At 39.0% G+C, this 21,113-nt stretch carries 23 protein-coding genes and 1 riboswitch; of the genes, 20 read left to right on the top strand and 3 right to left on the bottom strand.

The window, feature by feature from the left end:
- Positions 1–93 precede the first annotated feature (93 nt).
- From NSQ71_RS11690 to NSQ71_RS11625, 14 genes are all read left to right on the top strand, one after another.
- Positions 94–858, top strand: a complete 765-nt coding sequence (locus NSQ71_RS11690; protein WP_063388634.1) for a segregation/condensation protein A — start codon at positions 94–96, stop codon at positions 856–858.
- A complete protein-coding gene (scpB, locus tag NSQ71_RS11685) occupies positions 839–1,423 on the top strand; it encodes an SMC-Scp complex subunit ScpB (protein WP_063388633.1) in 585 nt (194 codons plus the stop codon). The genes NSQ71_RS11690 and scpB overlap by 20 nt, the downstream gene beginning before the upstream one ends.
- 124 nt (positions 1,424–1,547) lie before the next feature.
- On the top strand, positions 1,548–2,678 hold the full coding sequence (locus NSQ71_RS11680; RefSeq protein WP_066247679.1) for a D-alanyl-D-alanine carboxypeptidase family protein: 1,131 nt from the start codon (positions 1,548–1,550) through the stop codon (positions 2,676–2,678).
- A complete protein-coding gene (locus NSQ71_RS11675) occupies positions 2,675–3,265 on the top strand; it encodes a nucleoside recognition domain-containing protein (protein WP_063388631.1) in 591 nt (196 codons plus the stop codon). Before NSQ71_RS11680 ends, NSQ71_RS11675 begins: the two co-directional genes overlap by 4 nt.
- Positions 3,266–3,267: 2 nt before the next feature.
- On the top strand, positions 3,268–3,798 hold the full coding sequence (locus tag NSQ71_RS11670; protein WP_063388630.1) for a spore maturation protein: 531 nt from the start codon (positions 3,268–3,270) through the stop codon (positions 3,796–3,798).
- A gap of 99 nt (positions 3,799–3,897) precedes the next feature.
- The gene (locus NSQ71_RS11665; RefSeq protein WP_063388629.1) at positions 3,898–4,635 is read left to right on the top strand and encodes a pseudouridine synthase; all 738 of its coding nucleotides are present in this window, start codon (positions 3,898–3,900) and stop codon (positions 4,633–4,635) included.
- 171 nt (positions 4,636–4,806) lie between these two features.
- A complete protein-coding gene (resA, locus tag NSQ71_RS11660; protein ID WP_063388628.1) occupies positions 4,807–5,328 on the top strand; it encodes a thiol-disulfide oxidoreductase ResA in 522 nt (173 codons plus the stop codon).
- A gap of 16 nt (positions 5,329–5,344) precedes the next feature.
- Entirely contained in the window at positions 5,345–6,976 is a 1,632-nt protein-coding gene (gene resB / locus NSQ71_RS11655; protein WP_130157473.1) for a cytochrome c biogenesis protein ResB, read from the top strand.
- A 24-nt stretch (positions 6,977–7,000) separates the two neighbouring features.
- A complete protein-coding gene (gene ccsB / locus NSQ71_RS11650; protein ID WP_063388626.1) occupies positions 7,001–8,176 on the top strand; it encodes a c-type cytochrome biogenesis protein CcsB in 1,176 nt (391 codons plus the stop codon).
- 91 nt (positions 8,177–8,267) lie between these two features.
- Positions 8,268–8,990 (top strand): response regulator transcription factor, encoded by a 723-nt coding sequence (locus NSQ71_RS11645; protein ID WP_066247683.1) that lies wholly within the window; start codon positions 8,268–8,270, stop codon positions 8,988–8,990.
- The gene (locus NSQ71_RS11640) at positions 8,987–10,753 is read left to right on the top strand and encodes an ATP-binding protein (protein ID WP_340733975.1); all 1,767 of its coding nucleotides are present in this window, start codon (positions 8,987–8,989) and stop codon (positions 10,751–10,753) included. The genes NSQ71_RS11645 and NSQ71_RS11640 overlap by 4 nt, the downstream gene beginning before the upstream one ends.
- A 50-nt stretch (positions 10,754–10,803) precedes the next feature.
- Entirely contained in the window at positions 10,804–11,388 is a 585-nt protein-coding gene (locus NSQ71_RS11635) for a cob(I)yrinic acid a,c-diamide adenosyltransferase (RefSeq protein ID WP_094246153.1), read from the top strand.
- A gap of 92 nt (positions 11,389–11,480) precedes the next feature.
- The gene (gene sigX, locus NSQ71_RS11630; RefSeq protein WP_340733974.1) at positions 11,481–12,071 is read left to right on the top strand and encodes an RNA polymerase sigma factor SigX; all 591 of its coding nucleotides are present in this window, start codon (positions 11,481–11,483) and stop codon (positions 12,069–12,071) included.
- Positions 12,046–13,158: a GerMN domain-containing protein gene (locus NSQ71_RS11625; protein WP_340733973.1), complete on the top strand. Its 1,113-nt coding sequence runs from the start codon at positions 12,046–12,048 to the stop codon at positions 13,156–13,158. The genes sigX and NSQ71_RS11625 overlap by 26 nt, the downstream gene beginning before the upstream one ends.
- Positions 13,159–13,367: 209 nt before the next feature.
- On the opposite strand, the gene serA is transcribed toward NSQ71_RS11625, so the two are convergent.
- Both serA and NSQ71_RS11615 read right to left on the bottom strand, forming a co-directional pair.
- Positions 13,368–14,939, bottom strand: a complete 1,572-nt coding sequence (gene serA, locus NSQ71_RS11620) for a phosphoglycerate dehydrogenase (protein ID WP_066247685.1) — start codon at positions 14,937–14,939, stop codon at positions 13,368–13,370.
- 170 nt (positions 14,940–15,109) lie between these two features.
- Positions 15,110–15,607, bottom strand: coding sequence for an inorganic diphosphatase (locus NSQ71_RS11615; protein ID WP_063388619.1), 498 nt, complete (start codon positions 15,605–15,607; stop codon positions 15,110–15,112).
- A gap of 140 nt (positions 15,608–15,747) precedes the next feature.
- A riboswitch (FMN riboswitch) is annotated at positions 15,748–15,899 on the top strand.
- A 157-nt stretch (positions 15,900–16,056) separates the two neighbouring features.
- Between NSQ71_RS11615 and NSQ71_RS11610 the strand changes: the two genes are divergently transcribed.
- The gene (locus tag NSQ71_RS11610) at positions 16,057–16,638 is read left to right on the top strand and encodes an ECF transporter S component (RefSeq protein WP_094246150.1); all 582 of its coding nucleotides are present in this window, start codon (positions 16,057–16,059) and stop codon (positions 16,636–16,638) included.
- Between the two features lie 134 nt (positions 16,639–16,772).
- Here the strand turns inward: NSQ71_RS11610 and NSQ71_RS11605 are convergent, their stop codons facing one another.
- The gene (locus tag NSQ71_RS11605; protein ID WP_063388618.1) at positions 16,773–17,021 is read right to left on the bottom strand and encodes a ferredoxin; all 249 of its coding nucleotides are present in this window, start codon (positions 17,019–17,021) and stop codon (positions 16,773–16,775) included.
- A gap of 274 nt (positions 17,022–17,295) precedes the next feature.
- On the opposite strand from NSQ71_RS11605, the gene NSQ71_RS11600 reads away from it, so the two are divergent.
- From NSQ71_RS11600 to NSQ71_RS11580, 5 genes are read left to right on the top strand one after another with little or no spacing between them, the layout of a single operon-like run.
- Positions 17,296–17,907, top strand: coding sequence for a hypothetical protein (locus tag NSQ71_RS11600; RefSeq protein WP_340733972.1), 612 nt, complete (start codon positions 17,296–17,298; stop codon positions 17,905–17,907).
- Entirely contained in the window at positions 17,861–18,358 is a 498-nt protein-coding gene (locus tag NSQ71_RS11595; protein ID WP_340733971.1) for a helix-turn-helix domain-containing protein, read from the top strand. The genes NSQ71_RS11600 and NSQ71_RS11595 overlap by 47 nt, the downstream gene beginning before the upstream one ends.
- Positions 18,355–19,851: a RecQ family ATP-dependent DNA helicase gene (locus NSQ71_RS11590; protein WP_340733970.1), complete on the top strand. Its 1,497-nt coding sequence runs from the start codon at positions 18,355–18,357 to the stop codon at positions 19,849–19,851. Before NSQ71_RS11595 ends, NSQ71_RS11590 begins: the two co-directional genes overlap by 4 nt.
- A gap of 4 nt (positions 19,852–19,855) precedes the next feature.
- Entirely contained in the window at positions 19,856–20,479 is a 624-nt protein-coding gene (locus NSQ71_RS11585) for a CPBP family intramembrane glutamic endopeptidase (protein ID WP_063388615.1), read from the top strand.
- Positions 20,454–21,104, top strand: coding sequence for a LysM peptidoglycan-binding domain-containing protein (locus NSQ71_RS11580; protein WP_340733969.1), 651 nt, complete (start codon positions 20,454–20,456; stop codon positions 21,102–21,104). Before NSQ71_RS11585 ends, NSQ71_RS11580 begins: the two co-directional genes overlap by 26 nt.
- Positions 21,105–21,113: the final 9 nt, after the last annotated feature.

Below are 21,113 nucleotides of genomic sequence, written 5' to 3'. Positions count from 1 at the left end.
CAAAAATGAGCTTTGTTGAAAAAGAGTATTGGATGTATTTTTCTATTGGTCTATACTAAAAATTAGCCATTTATCGAGGGTGATGATCAGGTAATGTATCTAGTAAAGTTAGAAGCTTTTGAAGGTCCGTTAGATTTGCTTTTGCATTTAATTCATCGTTTAGAAATTGATATATATGATATCCCTGTCAGCGAAATAACAGAACAGTATATGGAATATATTCACACGATGCAGGAGCTTGAGCTGGATGTTGCCAGTGAATATTTAGTGATGGCAGCCACATTATTGTCGATTAAAAGCAAAATGCTCCTTCCAAGACAGGAGGAAGAGTGGTCAGACGAGGAAATCATCGAAGAAGAGCAGTCCGATCCGAGAGATGAGCTTGTTACCCGTTTAATTGAATACAAGAAATATAAAGAAGCGGCAGTAAAGCTGAAAGAACTGGAAAGTGAACGGGCGCTTGTCTATACGAAGCCTCCAAGCGACTTGAGCGAATATTTGGAGGAAAAAGAGCCGATTTTGCAAAAAGGAAACGTAACGGTTTATGATATGATCGCTGCCTTTCAAAAAATGCTAAAACGAAAAAAAATTGAAAAGCCAATCGAACGAACCGTAGCAAAAGAAGAAATCCCGATCGAAAAACGAATGAAGGAAATGATCATGGAGCTGAAGGCATCGAAAAAGAAAAAGGAGTTTCACGATTTCTTTCCAGCTGACAGGAAGGATTATATGGTCGTGACTTTTTTAGCTTTGCTTCAGCTGATGAAAAATGAATACGTTCATGTAGAACAAGAACATAATTTTTCAGAAATTTATATTTACGGGAGTGAAAAGCTGCATGAGTTTAGGGATTATTGAATGGAAATCCATTTTGGAAGGGCTCTTATTTGCGGCTGGAGACGAAGGCCTTTCCATCAAGCAATTAACTTCCGTTCTTGAAATTGACGAAGCAACGGTTTTAAGCATTATTGAAGATTTAAAAGAGGAATACCAAAAAAAAGAACGGGGGATCGACCTTGTAGAAGTAGCAGGGGTTTACCAGCTCACAACCAAAAAGGAGCATGCACCATATTTAAAGCGGCTGATGGAAACTCCTATGAACCAATCACTCTCTCAGGCTGCGCTTGAAACATTGGCCATTATCGCTTATAAACAGCCGATTACCCGGATTGAAATAGAAGAAATTAGAGGGGTAAAGTCAGAAAGGCCGATCCGGACCCTTTTAGCGAAAGGGCTTATTCAAGAAGTCGGCAGAGAAGAGGGAGTGGGAAGAGCTATTTTATACGGAACGACAAAAGAGTTTCTTGAATATTTCGGATTAAAAACGATCGAAGAATTGCCTTCATTGACAGAGATCGAGAATGAAGAGCATTTTATTCAAGAAGAGGCAGATTTATTCTTTGAAAAATTAAATAACTTGTAAGTCGTCTCAGGCGGCAGTCTGAGACTTATTTTTATTTCACATTCTTTCAAATTCCGTTCATACGGTTGTCTTCTTTGCATAAACTTGTACAAAACGAATCGAATAAAGGGACGTGAAAGCATTAATGAACAAATGGACATCACGTATTAATGTATTCATTCTTTTTATATTGATAGGCCATTTTTTTATCCCGACAGCTCATGCAACTCATACGATTGAAGTTAGTGCAGAAAGCGCCATATTAATGGATCAGGAGAGCGGCCGGATCCTTTTTGAAAAAAACCCACATAAAAAAATGCGCATTGCAAGCATTACGAAAATCATGACGGCGATTTTAGCAATTGAATCAGGAAAAATGGATCAAAATGTGACTGTCAGTGACCGCGCTGTCCGAACTGAAGGGTCTTCCATATATCTTAAGCAAAAGCAAAAGGTGAAGCTGGAAGATTTGGTTTATGGTCTTATGCTAAGGTCCGGAAATGACGCTGCGGTGGCGATTGCTGAATTTGTCGGAGGCAGTTTAGATGGTTTCGTATTTATGATGAACGAAAAGGCGAAGGAAATCGGCATGACAAATACTGAATTTGCCAACCCGCACGGTTTGGATGATCACGAAAACCACTATTCTACCGCATATGATATGGCTCTTTTAACGAAATACGCCATGGAGAATGAAACGTTCCGCAAAATATTTGGAACAAAAGTTTATAAAAAAGACGGATTTCAGTGGAAAAATAAAAACAAACTTTTAAATTTATATGAATATTGTACAGGCGGTAAAACCGGGTACACAAAGAGGGCAAATAGAACATTAGTCTCCACTGCGGAAAAAGATGATTTACATTTAATTGCTGTTACGCTAAATGCTCCCGATGATTGGAACGACCATATGTCCATGTTTAACAGCGCGTTCAGCGAATATGATCAAGTGACGATCAAAAAAGAAGGATACCTTGCCATTGACAACAAGTTTTACAAAGACCGCATCTTCATTAATCGCGACATTGTTTATCCGCTGATGGAGGAAGAAAAAAACAAAATAAACATCCGTTTATTCCTAGCAAAACCGAAGGCTTCGTGGAAGAACCATCCTGAAAAGGTTCCAGAAAAAGTAGGAACATTGAGAGTGTTGCTCGATGGCGAAACGATTGAAGAAGTGCCGATCTATTTTGAAAACGGTGATGTAGAGCCTCCGCATGGCTGGTTTGGAAAGATGATCGATCTATTTTTTGATATGCTGGGTGTTTCCGCATGATTCATATTATTTGGGTTGCCTTAACTTTGATCGGCGTCGTATTTGCAATGTTCAACGGAACAATGGAGGAAGTGAATAAAGCCGTCTTTTCAGGTGCAAAAGAGGGTGTCACCATTGCCTTTGGCTTCATCAGCGTGCTTGTATTTTGGTTAGGCTTAATGAATATTGCTGAGAAAAGCGGTCTGTTAGAAAAGCTAGGGAATCTGTTCAAACCGCTGATGAGGAGAATTTTTCCTGATGTTCCCCCTGAGCATCCTGCGATGGGCTACATGCTGTCAAACTTGCTCGCCAATATGTTTGGGCTAGGAAACGCAGCTACACCGTTGGGAATTAAGGCGATGGAGCAGTTGAAAAAATTAAACAAAAATAAAGACCAGGCGTCCAGAAGCATGATCACCTTTCTAGCATTAAATACAACTGGATTGACTCTTGTTCCAACAACTGTAATTTCTATACGAATGACATACGGTTCGCATAATCCGACTGATATTGTCGTGCCAACGCTTCTGTCGACTTTCTTTGCTACCATAGCCGCTATTATGATTGACCGCTATTTTTACTATTTACGAAAAAGAAAAGGAGAATAACGATGGTATTCATTAGTGCTGTTTCGATATGGCTGATCCCATTGATCATCGGTTTTATTTTGTTGTACGGGACTTTTAAACGCATTCCAACTTATGAAGCGTTTGTTGAAGGTGGAAAAGAAGGAATCGAAATTTCTTTTTCCATTATTCCGTATCTTGTCGGCATGCTCGTGGCAGTGTCTGTTTTTCGCGCTTCAGGGGCTCTCGATTTTTTTATGGACCTGTTAAAACCGATGTTTCAAGCTATCCACGTCCCGGCGGAAATTGTTCCGCTGGCGTTAATTCGGCCCATCTCTGGAACAGCTTCGTTAGGAATTATGAGCGATTTAATTTCAATGCATGGAGCGGATTCGTTGATCGGCCGACTGGCAGCCACCATGCAAGGGAGCACAGACACGACTTTGTATATCATTACAGTATATTTCGGTGCTGTTGGGATCAAGCGAATGGGCGATGCGATAAAGGTTGGGCTGCTGGCGGATTTTGCAGCCATCCTTTCTTCCATAATAATTGTTACGCTCCTTTTCGGTTAAGCTTTAATGAGCTTAGCTTTTTTATTTGCAAAAAAATAAATGCGTTCATCTTGTGTAACCAGACCGAAAGAAGGTAATATTTTTAGAGAGGTGAGATCAATGGAACGTTTGCAAAAGGTGATAGCGCGTTCGGGAATTGCTTCAAGAAGAAAAGCGGAGCAATTAATTTTGGACGGAAAAGTTACTGTAAATGGACAAGTTGTAACAGAGCTCGGAACAAAAGTATCTGACGAGGACAAGGTGGAGGTAAACGGGATTCCGGTAGAAAGGGAAGAACCGATTTATATTTTGTTTTATAAGCCTAGGGGAGTTATTTCGAGCGTGAAAGATGAAAAAGGGAGAAAAGTCGTCACCGATTACTTTCGAGATTTTGAGCAGCGCATCTTTCCGGTCGGCAGACTTGATTATGATACTTCAGGCCTTCTAATCCTGACAAACGATGGCGATTTTGCTAATTTGTTAATGCATCCACGATATGAAATTGATAAAGTGTATGTAGCGAAAGTTAAAGGAATTCCAGAAAGGAAAGAATTAAAACAACTGGAGCAAGGGATCATGCTGGAAGATGGAATGACAAAACCAGCAAAAGTCAAAATGCTTTCTTTAGATAAAAGAAAAAAAACGTGTATAATCGAAATTACCATTCATGAAGGAAGAAACCGGCAAATTAGAAGAATGTTTGATAAAATCGGCTATCCTGTGCTGAAGCTGAAAAGAGAACGGTACGCATTTTTAGATTTAAAAGGGCTCAATCCGGGTGCGTTCCGCGAAATTACTCCCCACGAGGTGAAGAGATTGCGGGCGCTGGCCCAGCACGGCAAGCATGCGAGAGTTTAGCCTAAAATCGGTTAAGCTTTCGCATTTATACCGAAAAAACGTTGCAAACAATGTACTGCTTTAGGGGCTTACACGTTTTTATGTCACATAAACGTCAAAATTATTTTTCTGAATGAACGGAAATTCAATGATATAATAACAAGCGAATGAAAAACAAAGGGAGTACACACGATGAAAAAAAGGCGACTCATTACTCGCTCGATTATTCTTGTTATTTTATTAGGTGCTCTTGGATATACACTCTATTCAAATTTTTTTATGAGCAAAGAAAAAGTGAAAGTCGGATCAGCTGCGCCTGATTTTGTTCTTACTGATTTAGAAGGAAAAAAGCATCAATTTTCCGATTATAGAGGAAAAGGTGTATTTCTCAATTTCTGGGGAACGTGGTGCAAACCTTGTGAACGTGAAATGCCTTACATTGAAAGACAATATCAGCACTATAAAAATTTAGGCGTGGAAGTTTTAGCTGTCAACGTTGGCGAATCAAAATTAGTAGTGGAAAAATTTGCGGAAAAATACGGACTCAATTTCCCGATTGTCATTGACAAAAATCAGCAGGTGCTTCATGCATATGATGTAGATCCGCTGCCTACTACGTTTCTCATCGATAAGAACGGGAAGGTTGTCAAAATCATTACTGCACCAATGACGGAACGGGAAGTTCGAGATTACATGGAAATGATAAAACCATAGTTAGGGAGTTTTCAACATGAATCATGTGAAATGTGAATGCGGTCATGTAAATCCGTTCGGTACTGTGCTGTGTGAAAATTGCGGACGGGCCTTGGCAGCAGAGGGCGAAGGCAATTCGGAAAAACTTCATGATATGCGTTATGACGGAAGCGCCAGACGTTCTCAAACATATAATAAAACGATCGTCGATAAAGTATGGAATTTTTTCTCTTCTGTTAAAGTTGGAGTCTGGCTGATTGTGATAACGCTGATCGCATCAGCAATCGGAACGATTTTTCCGCAAGAATTGTACATACCTTCCAACGTAACGCCAGAGCAATTTTATAAAGATGAATATGGAATTTTAGGCCAGCTTTATTATCAATTAGGCTTCCACCGCCTATACGGTTCTTGGTGGTATATGACCTTGATCGCATCGATTGGAATATCGCTTGTGATTTGCTCGCTTGACCGGGTTATTCCACTTTATCGTGCCTTGAAAAATCAAGGTGTGTCTCGGCACGAGTCTTTTTTGAAAAGACAGCGCCTTTTTAGCGAATCATATGTGGACAATATTGAAAAAAATGTAGAACAAGTTAAAAAAAATTTAACAGCGCGCCGTTATCGCATTCGAGAAGAAAATGGAAACATTTTGGCAGAGAAAAATCGATTTTCCAGATGGGGTCCGTATGTCAATCATATCGGATTGATTATTTTTTTAATTGGAGCCATGCTCCGCTTTTTCCCGGGGATGTATGTGGATGAGGTTCTCTGGTTAAGAGAAGGGGAAACGAAAGAAATACCCGGGACAAATGGCGAGTATTATTTGAAACATCATCAATTCATTTTGGAAACTTATCAAAAGGAAAAAGAAAAAGATGTGTTTCAGGAAGCGATTGACCGTGTCGGCGATGGAAGCGTAGCTAAAAACTTCCAATCAAATGTGACGCTTTATAAAAAGCAGGGAGACAGCCTGCCGGGTGAAGAACCAAAATTAAAAGAGGTAAAAGACTTCAGCATTCGCGTCAACGAACCGTTGAAATTTGATTCTTATGCTGTCTATCAAGTGAATTACAAGCTGAATGAATTAAATAAAATGACGTTTGATCTTATCGATAAAAAATCGGGGAAAAGCTTCGGGAAAGTTGTCATTGACCTCTTAAATCCAGAAAAGAAATATGATTTAGGAAACGGCTATGCTGTTGAAATTGCCAGCTATCTTCCAGATTTTTATTTTGATGACGAAGGCAATCCAGCCACGCGGTCGAGAGTGCCAAACAACCCGGCATTTGTTTTTAAAATGATTGCACCTGACAGACCGAAGGGAGAAACGAGTTTCGTTGCCATCCAGCAAACGATTGAACCTAACGAGAATAACAAATACAAAATGAAATTTTCAGGAATTGAAACGAAAAACTTAACGGGTCTAGTTGTAAGAAAAGATTTAACTTTATGGGTGCTCGGTGTCGGCGGAGCCATTTTTATGATAGGCTTAATTCAAGGATTGTACTGGCAGCATCGCCGCATATGGCTGAAAGCGGATAACGACAAAATCATGCTGGCGGGGCATACAAACAAAAACTGGTTTGGATTAAAAAATGAATTGGACATCATTTTGCGCGATACTGAAATTCAAAAGCCTGTTGACCAAAAACAATTAAAAGAATAGAACCTCATGAAGGAGGGGAAGTTTGTGGCTGAACTTAGCAGCACTTTATTATACATTGCGTTTATTTTGTATTTAATAGGAACATTCTTTTTTGGCGGTTCTATCCGTGACAAAAGAGGAAAGGATGAAAAACCGAATAGATGGGCGCGATTAGGCATTGCGGCGGCGATCCTCGGTTTTTTGTCTCAACTGGGATACTTCGTTACGAGATGGATCGCTGCTGGACATGCCCCGGTTTCGAACTTATTTGAATTCACGACATTCTTTGGTATGATGCTAGTAGGAGCATTTATCATTATTTATTTTATTTATAAGCTGTCTGCACTTGGCTTATTTACATTGCCAGTTGCACTTTTATTGATTGCATATGCCAGCATGTTTCCGACAGAAATCAGCCCTTTAATACCAGCTCTTCAAAGCGATTGGCTGAAAATCCATGTAACAACAGCTGCTGCCGGACAAGCTATTTTGGCGATCAGCTTTGTAGCCGGAGTCCTGTATTTAACAAAGGTTGTGGACCAATCAAAAGCAACAAAAAAGACGTTTTGGCTTGAATTTGTCATGTTTGTATTAGTCACAACACTAGCATTTGTCATTGTCACAACCGTGTTCCGAGCAATGGATTATGAATCAGTGTTTAAATGGATCGATAAAAATGGACAAGAGGCGGAAATGGAATTTCATTTGCCTGCTCTCGTTGCGCCGCACGAAGGAGAATTGTTGACAAAAGATCGGCTTGCAGGCTTTGTGGAATTGCCGGCGATTTTATCGGCCAGAAAGGTGAACACTGTTTTATGGTCCACATTTGTAGGACTGATTTTATACGGAGTGATCCGCCTAATATTGAGAAAGCGTATTTCTGCAGCGTTGCAGCCTTTAGTGAAAAATTTAAATTTGGATGTGGTGGATGAAATTGGCTACCGTTCAGTAGCGATTGGATTCCCAGTATTTACACTAGGTGCTTTAATATTTGCCATGATTTGGGCGCAGATCGCTTGGACCCGATTTTGGGGCTGGGATCCGAAAGAGGTTTGGGCATTGATCACTTGGCTGTTTTACGCGGCATATCTTCACTTACGGCTTTCGAGAGGATGGCATGGAGAAAAATCAGCATGGCTTGCGGTTATCGGATTTGCGATCATCATGTTTAATTTAATTTTTGTAAACCTTGTGATAGCTGGTTTACATTCATATGCATAAACGGATTGGCTGACTCATGATACATGCTGGAATTTGGATCATTATCATTTGAGTCAGCTCTTTTTTAACCTGATCAAGGGAGGAATAAAATATGTCAGAGAACCAGGATGTAACGATTTTAGTGGTAGATGATGAAGAAAGAATTCGCAGGCTTTTGAAAATGTACTTAGAAAGGGAAAATTATCAAATAGATGAGGCGGAAAATGGTGATGAAGCGCTTGAAAAGGCTCTTTGTGCCGATTATGATTTGATTATTCTGGATATTATGATGCCCGGAATTGACGGAATCGAAGTGTGCAAGCAGCTGAGAGAAAAGAAAGCCACTCCTGTCATTATGCTGACAGCAAAAGGAGAGGAGGTAAACCGTGTTCAAGGGTTTGAGGTCGGTGCGGACGATTATATTGTAAAACCGTTCAGCCCGAGAGAGGTTGTTTTGCGTGTGAAAGCGATTTTAAGAAGGGCGTCACAAACAAGCTATTTAAAAACCGATTCATCGGCGAAAAATGTGATCGTTTTCCCGCACTTAACAATCGATCATGATGCTCATCGCGTGACGGCCGACGGCAAGGAAGTCAACTTAACCCCGAAAGAGTACGAGCTGCTTTATTTTTTGGCAAAAACTCCTGATAAAGTATACGACCGGGAAAAGCTGCTGAAGGAAGTATGGCATTACGAATTTTTTGGAGATTTACGAACAGTTGACACTCATGTGAAAAGACTTAGGGAAAAATTAAACAAAGTTTCGCCTGAAGCCGCCAAAATGATCGTGACTGTTTGGGGTGTCGGCTATAAATTCGAGGTCGTTGAAGAATGAAATTTTGGAGAAGCGTTGTTGGCAAGCTTTGGATGACCATTTTATTTCTTGTGATAGTGGTTCTGTCGATTTTAACCATTTTGCTGCTCGAGTTTATGGAAAATTATCATATAAAAGATGCCGAGCAAAAATTGACCCAGCTTGCCAATAAAGCAGCCATTATTATGGAAAATCATCAAAATACACCATTAGCCGGCTCCATCGCAACTGAACTTTCTGATAAACTAACAAGTGTGTATATCGTTGATGGTGGAAAAACATATTGGCAAAAGCAAAATGACGGGGCGGGTGTCGCTCAATATTCATTAAATGAAATCATCAGTGAGAAAGAACTGTCAAAAGTATTGGAAGATCAAGAAAAAATCAGCCTTGTAAAAAGCTTTCCGCAAACGAATGATCACAATAAATTCAACAATGAAATGATGATCGTCGGAGTGCCTTATCAATCTGGAGCGATATTTGTCGTACAATCTTTGTCTGCCATTAATGAAACAACAAAACAAACAACTAAATATATTTTTATGGCAGCATTTATAGCTATTATATTAACTACCGTTTTTGCCTTTTTTTTATCAACCCGCATTACCTATCCGCTCCGAAAAATGAGAGAAGTCGCAATTGAAGTGGCGAATGGAAAATTTGATACGAAAGTTCCGAAGCTGACAAGCGATGAAATTGGTGAATTAGCTGTTGCCTTTAACCAAATGGGCCGGCAGGTGAAATTCCATATTAACGCTTTGCGGCAAGAAAAAGAACAGCTTTCAAACATTTTAAGCAGCATGGCCGACGGTGTCATTACGTTAAATATCGATGGAACGATTTTAGTCACAAATCCTCCTGCTGAACGTTTTTTGCAGGCATGGTATTATGAAAACGGAATGGATCCGAAAAAGGAACATGAGCTTCCGCCGGCTATTGAAGAGCTATTTAAACGAGTGACGACGACTCACCGCGAGCAGGTTACAGAGATTACTTTGCAAGGCAGAACATGGGGAGTGATCATGAGCTCTCTTTATAATCAAAATCATGTTCGAGGAGCGGTCGTTGTTTTGCGCGATATAACGGAGGAAAGACGTCTCGACAAATTAAGAATTGATTTTATTGCCAATGTGTCCCACGAGCTGCGGACGCCTATTGCCATGCTGCAAGGATACAGCGAAGCTCTTCGCGATGACATTGCAGGAAGCGAAAAGGAGCGGAAGGAGATTGTTCAGGTAATTTATGACGAATCATTGCGAATGGGCCGATTGGTGAATGATTTATTGGATTTGGCCAGAATGGAGGCAGGACATATTTCCTTAAATATACAAGATGTCAAATTGAAGCCTTTTATTGAAAAAATTATTCGCAAATTTCAAGGCATTGCAAAAGAAAAACAGATTCACCTCGAATATTTGCTGAATGTTCAAACGGATTCCTTTTCGTTTGATCCGGACCGCATTGAGCAAGTACTGACCAATTTAATTGACAATGCCATCCGCCATACGAGTGCACAAGGATTTGTAAAAGTAATTATTTCAGAAAGCAATGGTTTAAAAATAGATGTTCAGGACTCAGGAAGCGGAATCAGCGAAGAAGATCTGCCGTTTGTGTTTGAACGCTTTTATAAAGCTGACAAAGCGAGAACGCGCGGAAGAGCAGGTACGGGTCTGGGGCTTGCCATTGCGAAAAATATTGTTGATGCCCATAAAGGGGTAATACAAGTTCACAGCAAATTAAATGTTGGAACGACATTTACCGTACTATTGCCGCAAACATCGTAAAAATTTGCCGATCTTTATTGTTTCACACGTAACAGAAGGGAGGTTTGGCAATGAATTTATATACGCGTACAGGGGATCAAGGACAGACGAACGTTATTGGTGCGCGCGTCGATAAAGATGATCCAAGGGTGGAAGCTTACGGAACGATTGATGAATTGAACGCTTACATAGGCTATGCAAGGACGTTTTTAACAGATAAAGCGTTTCAAGATATTTACGAAGAGCTTGAAAAAATTCAGCATCATTTGTTTGATTGCGGATCTGACATAGCGGTTGTGTACGAAAAGCAAAAACATCCGTTTAAAACGACGGAGGATATGATCCGTTTTTTAGAGGAACGAATCGATCATTATGTGGAAGAAGCTCCTGCATTAGAAAAATTTATTTTGCCCGGAGGAACGGAGGCGGCCAGCGTTTTACATATTGCGAGAACAGTTGCCAGAAGAGCAGAGCGTTTAATCGTTTCTTTAATGAAAGAGGTTAAAATTCATCATCCGGTCCTCATTTACATGAACCGTCTGTCTGATTATTTATTTGCTGCTGCTCGGGTTGTAAATTACCGCCTAAACGTGAAGGATGTCGAATACGAACGAAGCGGGAAGGTGTTCCGGACAAATAATAGCAAAAAAAATTGACACCGAGGGTCTCTTTTATAAGACCCTTTCTTTTTTGTTTGTAACATGTCATGCGTCTCTTTCGACAAATATTTTAAACGGAGGGTATGTGCATGGATGAATCGTTTCAAAGATTATACGAAAAGTATCATCAAGATATTTTTCAGTTTTTATATTATTTGGTGAAGGATCGGGAACAAGCGGAAGATTTGGTGCATGAAGTGTATATAAAAGTTTTAAAATCATACTCGAGCTTTGAAGGACGAAGCAGTGAAAAAACATGGTTATTTTCCATTGCTCGGCATGTAGCGATTGATTTTTTTCGAAAGCAAAAAACTCTCCGTCAGCGAATAATGGAAAAATTTGATTTAGATCAAGCACAAATTGCGGATCAAGAGCCCCTCCCGGAAGAAATAGCTTTACAACGAGAAGAAATACAGATGCTATACCAAGCAATGAATGACTGTAATGTGAATCAAAGAACCGTTTTAATTTTACGGTTTATAAAAGAATTATCTGTTGCAGAAACAGCCGAGGTGTTGGGGTGGACGGAAAGCAAAGTAAAAACAACCCAGCATCGGGCTTTAAAAGTGTTAAAAAATTATATAGATAAAGCTATGAAAGAACAAGGTGTCACGAAAGATCAGGGAGCTATGACAGAACAGGAGGTAGTTTCAAGTGAAAAACTCTCGGTGGAGCGATGAACAAATCAAAAAATGGATAAGCGAGTTTCCAAAAGTAGAAGATTCCCGCAGTTCATTCGAGATTTGGAACAATATTACCGAGAAAAAAAGAAAAAGAACAATATTGAAATTCATTGTTCCATCAGCTTCGATTGTTGCTTTGACAGCAGCCGTCACTTTTGTAGTTTTTCCGCTAAGCAACAGCAAAAATGAACAAACCCAATATTCATACAACAAAAAGGCCGAAAACGCAGGAAACAGTCATTTAACCGAAAGTCAAACGATGGAGGCTTCGCCGAAGTATCGTTCCATAGTTCCAAATTCTTCAACTGAACAAATTATCACAGTAGGGCTTTTAGATGAAAGCAAACAGCATGTCGTTCCTCTAAGCTTTAAAGGAAATCAATTCGAGCCTGCCGTCAAGCAAATAAATGACGTCTTAAACAAGATCGATGTGAAACGTTTCAATCTTTCAGCTTTTGCCTTTCAAGATGCAGACATTTATGAAAGCAAAAGCCGAAGTGACGAGGTGATCATAAATTTTGAAAAATTGAATATAAAAGACCGTTTCCATAATGAACAAAATTTTAAAGAAGTATTAAAAGAAACATTTCGGTGGCAAAATTATAAAAAGGTGCGCTTATTTACAAATGAAAAGCAGCATGTTCCTTCTGAGCGTTTTGTTTCCGAATTTCAAATAAAGAAGCTGCTGAAAAAAGCCTATTTCTTGTTTTTTCCTAAAAATAGCAGCAATCCTTTGCTCGTTCCATCAAAAAATGAATATGAAACAATTGAAGAGGCAATGAATGCCATGCAAAAAAGGAAGGAAGACGGTCTTGAACCTTCCATTAATAATTCCGTTAAAATTAAGCAATTGAAAAAGGATGATGAGCTGCTTACGGTCACTTTTGAAAATGCTTCAAAAATGAAAAATACAGAGCATACTGAAGTTATGCTGGAAGCGATTTTAATGACAGCGAAAGAATTCGGCTTTAAGAAAGTGAAGTTCGAAGGCTTTGATGCGAAAAAAATCGGAAATATTGATATTTCAAAACCGGTGGAAGTGCCTTTTTCGCCTAATTTTATTGACCTGAAAGTTGATGCATAGCAAAAGGAACGGAAATAGGTCTAAACATAAAGACACCATCATAAATATTGAGAATGTATGAAAGGAGGAAAGGAGGATGAACGGATGCTGGATTTAATGCGGAGGCTGGGTATTGCCCTAATTATGGGGCTTTTCATCGGTCTTTTGTTTTTGGGAGGATTAAAAACAGAGGAGCCAGGAGAGATAAGCCCTCCCAGCACCTTTAAATATTATAAATGAATAGTTTTGGCAGAAACGATGTCATCGAACTGGACTAACGCTTCAATAAGCTGATCATCAATCAGTTTATCACAAGTTAAAACCATGATTGCTTCGCCGCCGATGTTTTTACGTCCAACCTGCATTGTTGCGATGTTTACGCCATGGTCGCCCAGTACTTTTCCGACGCGTCCAATAACACCTGGTTTATCGATGTGTTCTACATATAATACTTCCCCTGCCGGGTAAAAATCGATATCGAAACCGTTTAAATCAACAATTCGTTCACCGTAGTTTGGAATATACGTTGCTTTTACGGAAAAAGTCCGATGATCTCCATCTACTTGAACAGCGATGCAATTTGCATATCCAGAACCGTTTGAAGCAATTTTTTCGCTGAAGCTGATGCCGCGTTCTTTGGCGATGAGGCCAGCATTCACTTCGTTAACAGTTGAATCAACCCGTTCTCCTAAAAATCCAGCAAGAAATGCTTTCGTAATAAAAGATGTTTCGAGTTCAGCAACCGTTCCTTCGTAAACGATTCCGATATGTTGAACAGGTTCTTTCATGTATTGAGAAGCAAGCTGACCCAATTTTTTGGCCAATTTATAAAACGGCTGTATTTTGTCAAATATATCTTTTGTTAATGTTGGTAGATTAATAGAATTTGTAACAGGTTTTCCATTTAAAAATTTTAATACTTCTTCAGCAACTTGAGAGGCAACGTTTAATTGGGCCTCTTTCGTTGATGCTCCAAGATGCGGTGTAGCAATGACCTGTTCAAAATCAAGCAGCTTCCGATTTACTGGAGGCTCGACTTCAAATACATCAAGTGCAACGCCTTTCACATGTCCAATTTCTAAATAATGAATTAATGCTTCTTCATCGATGATGCCGCCCCGGGCGCAGTTTAATAAATAAACTCCTTTTTTCGTTTTTCCGATATTTTCTTTTCCTAATAAACCTCTTGTTTCTTTTGTCAATGGTGTATGAACAGTAATGATATCAGCTTGCGCTAAAACTTCATCGAGCTTGCAGCTGTTTACTCCCAATTTTTGCGCCCGGTCTTTTGTTAAAAATGGATCAAACACTAATACGTTCATTCCAAAAGCTTTTGCTCTTTTGGCAATTTCGCTGCCGATTCGTCCTAAACCGATGATTCCTAAGCTTTTGCCGTATAGCTCAGTACCGAGAAAGGCGGAGCGGTTCCATTCACCTGATTTAACGGAAACATTTGCTTGTGGAATATGACGAACAAGCGATGCCATCATGGCAAATGTATGCTCGGCAGTTGAAATCGTATTTCCGTCAGGTGCATTAATTACGACAACTCCGTATTTTGTCGCTGCTTCAACATCGATATTATCGACTCCGACGCCTGCTCTTGCAACAATTTTTAAATTTGTCATTTTTTGAAGCAGTTCTTCTGTTACTTTCGTTGCACTGCGGACGAGCAGAGCATCATATTTTTCCAGGTCGTCAACTTCACTTACTTTTTTCTGAACGACATTGATGTTTTCATCGTTCAATAATGGTGCTAATCCATCGCTTGATATTGAGTCAGAAACAAGAACATGAAACATTTTCTAAGATCCCCCTAGTGAACGAATTAAAAATGAAAACAAAATTTCTGATTATTTTATCTTAACTGATCTATGTTGTCAAGGTTCAAAACTTTACAGTTTGAAAACGTTTACTGTGTGTAAAAAGGGAAAAAGAGAGTTGCTTCTGAAGAAACAGCTCTCTTTTTTGTTTAATTGTTAGATTCATTGTATCGTGCGATACATTCGTCAATTAGTTTTGCCGCTGCTTCAGGTCCTTCCCAGCTGCCGATCTCTGTTCGTTTTCCTTCCAAATCTTTGTAACGTTCAAAGAAATGGGCAATTTCTTTTAATTTGTGCTCCGGCAGATCTTCAATCGATTGAACATGATCAAAACGAGGATCATCTACAGGAACGCCGATTAATTTTGCATCTTCTTCACCGCTGTCGATCATGTTTAAATAGCCAATGACACGCGATTCTATGACGCATCCAGGGAAAGTCGGATTGGTGACGATTACGAGAATGTCAAGAGGATCGCCGTCAAGTGCTAAAGTATTTTCTAAATAACCGTACTCTGCAGGGTAAAACATAGGCGAATAAAGAACCCGGTCTAGTTTAAAAACGCCTTTTTCCTTGTCATATTCATATTTGTTTTGGCTTCCTGTCGGAATTTCAATAAAAGCTTCGACAACTTTATTGTTTGCCATCGACAAAATCCTCCTTTATTATGTATGCCTTTTTATTATAGAGGATGTAAAAAATATTGGCAATTGTAGAAAAAAGACAATGAAATAAAATAAGTTTCTTTTTTTTTCGTTATTGTATATAATGAAGATAAAAAATATGGATTCATCTTCGGGGCAGGGTGAAATTCCCGACCGGCGGTGATAAAAGCTTTTAAGCTTTTTTAGCCCGTGACCCGTAAAGGTGTTTTTCCTTTACGGTGGATCTGGTGAGAATCCAGAGCCGACAGTATAGTCTGGATGGGAGAAGATGAGGGTTCAGGCGTTTCAAAAAATATGATCATTGAAACGTTTATTTTAACCTGCTTACAATTCTCCCTCTGCGTCAATGTAGAGGGTTTTTTTATTGAAGCAGGAGATGGACCCTTCCTTCTTTTCAAGATGGATCACAGAAAGAAAAGGAGAGAAGGACTGTGTTAAAAACAAAGGCATTTAAACTTGTTTTTGTAGGAATGTTAAGCGGGATTTCCTACTTGCTTATGGCTCTTAACTTTCCGCTTCCGGGACTTCCGGCATTTTTAAAAATTGATTTCAGCGAAATTCCTGCTATGCTGGCGACGATTTTATTAGGGCCGATTGCAGGATTGGCTGTAGAAGCGATTAAAAATACGCTTCATTACATCATTCAAGGAAGCGCGACAGGAGTTCCGATTGATCAGTTGGCAAATTTCTTGGCCGGATTGTTTTTCCTTTTGCCGTTTGCATTCGTGTTTCAAAAAATTCGTTCGATGAAAGGGGTTCTTTTCGGTTTAGCTGCCGGGACCATTTCGATGTCAGTAGCCATGAGCTTATTGAACTATTATTTCATTTTGCCGGCATATACACTGTTTTTAAATATGCCGCAAATGTCGATTGCAGAAGTGAAGCAAGTCATTATTGCCGGGATTTTGCCTTTTAACCTCATTAAAGGAACAATTATTGCCATTGTCTTTTTAATGATTTACGGCAGAATAAAAGAATGGCTTCAACATAAATTTAACGTGCAAAATGCATAATTTATATGCAAAAAAGCGGAGACCAGCCGCTATGATGTTTTCGCATCATAACGGTGCTCCGAATTATGATACACAAAACCCCCACAGAAATTCGTTTTTCCGTGGGGGTTGTTCTTTTAAAGCTGATGAAACAGCTATTCAAATTTTAAAGGATCGCCGTCAAAGGGTTCATCAGCAATTTTAATGGAATCTGTTGGGCAACCTTCAAAAGCATCCATTAAATCATCTTCTAAAACTTCTGGAACTTCAACCGTCCCTTGGTTATCATCTAGAATAACGTATGCGATTCCTTCGTCATCATAATCATAAATATCTGGCGCTGCTGCCCCACATGCACCGCATGCAATGCATGTTTCTTTGTCAACGATTGTATATTTTGGCATTGTCTAACCTCCTGTATAAATGAAATGAGTAGAAGTCATAAAAGAGAAAGAAACATTTATCTTCCACTTCAGAATGTTTTATATAATAATCAGAATACCACATAATTATTGTAAGATGGAATATTAAACATTTCAATAAAAAAAGATGAAATGTCATAGTATTTCGATAAACTTACTTAAATCAAATCATTCATTATATATTTTTCGACAATTATTGGATAAATTTTGATAAAATAAGGATTGAACAGAAGGTTTCAATTTTTAAGGTGATCAAATGCCTCTCTCTTATTTGGAAGGAATCATCCTTTATTGTTTTCAACAGCTCAAATGCGAGCGATCGAAAGCAGCTGTTTTTCATTTATTAAAAGGAAAAAAATCTTCTCAAACAATTCAAGATAGCATTATTTTTCATTTATCGAACTTATTTGGCATTTGCCGTGAGCTCGAGCTTGAAGAATATAATCACTTGTTAAACAGATTGGTTCAGCTGTCATATGTCAAACAAGTAAAAGGCGAGTTTTATATGGTCACAATGAACGGCGAACGGGTGCTGCAAGAATTTTTGTCAGAAAAACCGTTTCCTGATAAGCTGGATGGGGCCACCTACAATGATATAGGGAAAATTTTTTGGCAGCGTTTATCTTTATTTGTTCAAACGGTTTCCCATCTAGTTTATAACCATTCGAAATTTTTACCTATAACAAATAATGGTCAGCTGTTGCATTTTGTCAAAACATACATATTGCAGATGAAAGAGACAAAGAAAAATATCGGAAATCGAACGTTTTTGGAAATGAACCGTTTGCTTGAATGTTTAGATGAAAAGGGAGCTATCTTAGTTGTCAATCGTTTGTCCGGCTTTAAAAAAAAATGGAATCACCTTTGAACAGCTTGCAGCAGCTGCGAATGAAGATCCTTTTTATTTGAAGCTTATGTTTCAAGCTGCCGTCATTCAAATGGTGAACGAATTGCAAAAACGTTCTGATCAATATCCGATATTATTCGGTCTTTTAAGAGATTTGATAAAAAAACACCCGCTAACCGCATCGGCGGAAAAAACGTACCGCTTGTTGGCGGAGGGGTTGGGCATTGATGAAATTGCAGCAGTCCGAAAGCTTAAAAGAAATACGATTGAGGACCATATTGTTGAGATTGCTTTAAACATGCACGATTTTGCCTTCGAACCTTATGTAAGCAAAGAAGATGTGGTCAAAATCGGGCAAGCGATTGAAAAGCTGCAAACGAACAAGCTGAAAACAGTTAAAGAATATCTTCAAGATCAATACAGCTATTTTCAAATTCGGCTGGCAATGGCTGCAATAAGGAGATGGCAATGACGAAAGATCTTTTTACTTTGCTGAAGGAAAAATTCGGTTATTCAAGCTTTAAAACAGGCCAAAAGGAAATAATTGAAGATGTTATTAACGGACATGACGTAGTTGCCATGCTGCCGACAGGCGGTGGAAAATCATTGTGCTATCAGCTTTCTGGCTATTGTTTACAAGGTGCTGTATTAATAGTGTCCCCGCTATTGTCGCTCATGCAAGACCAGGAACAGCAGATGAAAATGTTTGGAGAAAAAAGAGTCATTGCATTAAACAGCTTTTTAACCCGATATGAAAAAGAAAAAGCTTTCCGGCAATTGCACCGTTACAAATTTATATTTTTATCGCCTGAAATGTTTAAATCAAAAAGGCTATTGGATGCATTGGCGCAAATCCAAATATCTTTATTTGTCGTCGATGAAGCGCATTGCATTTCACAGTGGGGACATGATTTTCGGCCTGACTATTTAAAGCTCGGAAAGGTAAGGGAGATGATCGGTTCTCCCCCTTGTTTGGCGATGACCGCCACAGCCACTAAAGAAGTGCTGAACGATATCGCGAAATGCTTGCATTTAACCGATGCAACATTTCATATTCATTCTATTGACAGGCAAAACGTTGCCATTAATGTTGAAGCCGTAAGCAGCCAAGAGGAAAAATTGGAGCGATTAGCCGAATGGCTGAAAATGTTAGAAGGGCCCGGTATCATTTATTGCTCCACAAGAAAGTGGGCGGAAGAGCTTGCCAGATGGATTGAACAAAAGGGAATGACAAATGCGGCTTATTATCATGGCGGAATGGAATATGAAGATAGAATGTTGATTCAACAGCAATTTTTAAATGACGAACTTTCGGTTATAACGGCGACAAATGCTTTTGGAATGGGAATAAACAAAAAAGACGTTCGATTTGTCATCCATTTCCATTATCCTGCTGACATGGAATCATACGTACAAGAAATAGGCCGGGCAGGAAGAGATGGAAACCAAAGCATTGCAATTGCACTTGTAGCAAAGGGTGACGAGGAGTTTCCCCGGTCGATAATACGTTCTGAATTTCCTGAAAAAAAAGAGATTGAGTTGATTGTAAAAACGATTCGGTTAAAGGGAAGCTTTGATTTAACAGAAGAAGAGTGGAGCAGCTTCGGCTTGTCTGATGTACAGAGGAGATTTTTACAATATAATTTCCAAATGTTGGATGAAAACATGTATCATTGGACGACTGATCAGATCGTAAATTATGTATGGAGCAAGATTGAAGATCGAATGAAAATGAAATTTAAAAAATTAGCCGACATGGAAGCATTTTTACGAGCAAAAGCATGCAGGCGGAACATGATTTTAAGCTATTTTCAGGAAAAACCTTCAACAAAGGTTTCGATTTGCTGCGACAATTGCGGAATAAACGATCGTTTTTTTATCCGAAAAAAAATTCATTCATCCCAGCCAATGATAAAGTGGGATTGGAAGCAAGAATTAAAAAGGCTGTTTCGTCAAAGTGGGTGAAGGCGTGATTAAAAGACAAGAAGAATTGATAAAGAACATGACCGATCGAGAGCTTTTATTTCATCTCATGGTCACTCAGTCGCTATTTCTTCTTATATCGATTATTTTAGGGTTCATTTTTTTTGACCGTGCGGAGGATTTTTTTCAATTATGGGAATTGAGTTGGGAAACGATAGCTGTTGGCTTGCTTGCAACAGTTATCGTTCTGCTCATTGATTTGGTAATTATGAAATGGGCGCCAAAAAGCTGGTACGATGATGGAGGAATCAATGAAAAACTGTTTCAAAACAGAAGCTTGCCGGAAATTTTTTGGATGACCCTTATCGTTGCTTTTGCGGAAGAAATATTGTTTCGCGGGGTTCTGCAAACCCATTTTGGACTGTTTATCGCCAGTTTGATCTTTGCCTTCATGCATTTTCGTTATCTTTCAAAATGGCTGTTATTTGCAACGGTTTTGTTCGTCAGTTTTTTTCTCGGAGTGATATTTGAACTGACTGAGAATATTTTAACAACAATTTTCGCTCATTTTCTTATCGACTTTGTATCGGCAGTGCAAATTCGCTTTCAATATTTGAAAAATAGTAAAGGCGATGGGAGGGACGATGAAGAAGATGACAAGTCCGTATGAACATGACCAAGCTGAGCGTTTAAGGGAAAAAATGATTGATGAAATAAAAGAGAGAACGGGGACATATCCGTCTCGGAGTGAAGTGCATAAAAAAATGCGGAAGAAAAAAAAGAAAATGAACTATCCGCTTTTGCGTATTCTCGTCTTTCTTTTTATATTAGTGCCAGTCGTTGTTTTATTTTTAACTTCTTATTTGGAACGAAATCAATCAAACCGCAGCGGGGAAAATCTTTCAGATTTTGACTCTGTAATTATTAAAAATAATAGCGGGAAGTCTGTTCAAGAAGAGAGAGTGGAAGAAAATAATTCCTCTAACTCAGACAAAGAAGAAGGAAATCAGAATGAACAGGAAGCTTCTCCAACGACTGAAGAACAATCCTCTTCCAACAGCACAAGAGACGAAACCCGAAAAGAAATTTCTGGAAATGAAAGCGATGGAAACATGGAAGAGAACAGACGCATCATTACTCATGTTGTCCAGCCGAACGAAACGCTGTATAAAATCTCAATGAAGTATTATAAAAGCCGAAATGGCGAAGAGCTTATTCGAGAATGGAATCATCTTCAAGATTCCAACATTTATGTCGGACAAGTTTTAAAAATCCCTTTAGATAATCCCCAATAACTAAAAATT

Source organism: Aeribacillus sp. FSL M8-0235 (assembly GCF_038000355.1).
Taxonomy (GTDB): domain Bacteria; phylum Bacillota; class Bacilli; order Bacillales; family Aeribacillaceae; genus Aeribacillus; species Aeribacillus composti.
This window is presented reverse-complemented; position numbering and strand designations above follow the sequence as displayed.